This window comes from Moorena sp. SIO3B2 (genome assembly GCF_010692525.1).
Taxonomy (GTDB): Bacteria; Cyanobacteriota; Cyanobacteriia; order Cyanobacteriales; family Coleofasciculaceae; genus Moorena; species Moorena producens.
In genome coordinates, this window is the sequence record NZ_JAAHHE010000726.1 from 1 (window position 1) to 2,064 (window position 2,064).

Annotated in this window: 1 protein-coding gene; it reads left to right on the forward strand. The window is 41.1% G+C overall.

From position 1 onward, the window contains the following. The first annotated feature begins 709 nt into the window (after positions 1-709). Positions 710-1,936: an RNA-guided endonuclease InsQ/TnpB family protein gene (locus tag F6K38_RS40345; protein ID WP_287360471.1), complete on the forward strand. Its 1,227-nt coding sequence runs from the start codon at positions 710-712 to the stop codon at positions 1,934-1,936. Positions 1,937-2,064: the final 128 nt, after the last annotated feature.

Consider the following 2,064-nt stretch of genomic DNA (forward strand, 5'->3'; position numbering starts at 1 on the left):
GCAGTGAAGGGAGTACCAGTTAGAGTTCAGCGAAAGATTAAAGCACAGCAACAAAAATGTGTGCCTCTTGATCCACATTCTTGAGTAGAGCATACTATTGAATAGTTAGCATGACGGGTTATACCCCTCAATTAAATAGATGTGTTATATCAAGTCCAGTTAATCACTTTTAAAATGGTCTGTTGTTTTTTGTCGTTAGTCATTAGTAATTGGTAAAACCTCCACCTGCTAACCTTAATCGATATCTAGGGTTTCCTGGGTGTCAGAAATTCTCAAAGCTGTTAGCTGTCCGGTAAAAGAAGCCCCACATCTCAATGCTACGCCATGAGTGTGGTCAGAAGTTACCGCAATCAGAGGGTCGCCTTTATAGTTGGCAGGCTATGCATAAAAGAGGTGCGACCCGTGGCGAATTTAATTACGGGTCAAGCGCACCTTTGGTTAAAACTCGTGGAATAAGGCTCCACTCTTCTAAGGTTTCATCTCCGGGATGAATTTTGCACAGGATATGCACGGGACAGGGAAGCGAGCTATTAAGCTTCTTACTAATTCAGATCAAGTCATTCCACGTCGTTCTGCTTCTTGCTGTAACTGTCTTTTCTCGAAGTCAGTAATCCTGATTATCAGTTTCTTGTCTTTCATTTTTGGGTTGTCATAAGTTTATACACTTTATTATAATTAGAGTCGGTCGATAAGTAGGATGACAACGAACATGAGAATAGCATATCAGTATAAATTTAAACCGACAAAAGTACAGAAAATATTGATAAACAATTGGCTGTCAATGTTATGCGCTCAATATAACTACCTTTTGGCCGACCGGTTTTCCTGGTATGAACAAAATCGCTGTTCTATCAATGCTTGTCCCCTTGTCTGCCATCTTCCCGATCTAAGAAATAATCCCGATTATTTTAGTCAAAATAAAACTCTCCCAAACCTCAAAAAAACTCATGCTTGGTATAAAACAGTTCATTCTCAGGTACTTCAGGATGTAGTAAAAAGAGTTAAATTGGCTTTTGATAGGTTCATAAAAGGAGATAGTAATGGGAAACGGAGCGGGAGACCTAGATTCAAAAAGCGTCATCGCTACCGTACTTTTACTTATCCACAAATGAAAGAGGGGTGCTTGGAGGGTAATCTGATCAACCTACCAAAACTAGGAAAGCTCAAAGTCATCCTTCATCGCCCAATACCTGCTGGATTCAAGATAAAAACAGCAACTATCACCAAAAAATGTGATGGCTACTATTTAGTTTTATCTCTGGAAGATAAAACAGTTCCTGAGATAAAACCTGATATTAACCCTGACTCAATAGTTGGTATTGATGTTGGCCTCAAAGAGTTTTTGACTACTTCTGAAGGGGAAACCATTAATATTCCTCAGTATTATCGGAAGTCTCAAAAACGGTTAAAGGTTATCCAGAAACGAGTATCCCGACGCCAGAAGGGAAGTAACAACAGACTTAAGGCTATCAAGCAACTTGGAAAACAGCATAAAAAGGTAGCAGATAAACGGAAGGATTTCCACTTTAAAACAACCAATTATTGGCTATCAAAGTATGATGTAATCGCCCACGAAAAGCTAAACGTTAAGGGGATGGCTAAATCCCGATTGGCTAAATCTGTGTTGGATGCTGGGTGGTCAAGCTTCCTGGCGATACTGACAAGCAAAGCCTTGAATGCTGGCTTGTTGGCTATTCCAGTAAGTGCTCAGAACACCTCACAGAATTGTTCCAATTGCGGGAGGAAAGTTCCTAAAAAACTGCATGTCAGATGGCACGATTGTCCTCATTGCGGGTGCAGTCTTGATAGAGACCATAATGCAGCGATAAATATAAAAAACAGAGCGGAAGGGCAGTCCGTTCTTAAAGCCCAGCGCCTCCTAAGCAATAGCCGGATTGGCTGGGAAGCCTACACTGAACCCAACGGGTCAGTGTAGGAGCTGTCACGAGCAGCAAAACTAAGTTATTTAATTGCTTGACGACTTATATGGCAAATGCCACCTGGACTCGCCGCCATATTCTTGCCCTGGCTGATTTTACGCCAGATGAATACAATACAGTTTTA

Excerpts from the sequence above, each read along its gene's own strand:
- F6K38_RS40345 (WP_287360471.1), top strand. The coding sequence starts at position 710 with ATGAGAATAGCATATCAGTATAAATTTAAACCGACAAAAGTACAGAAA.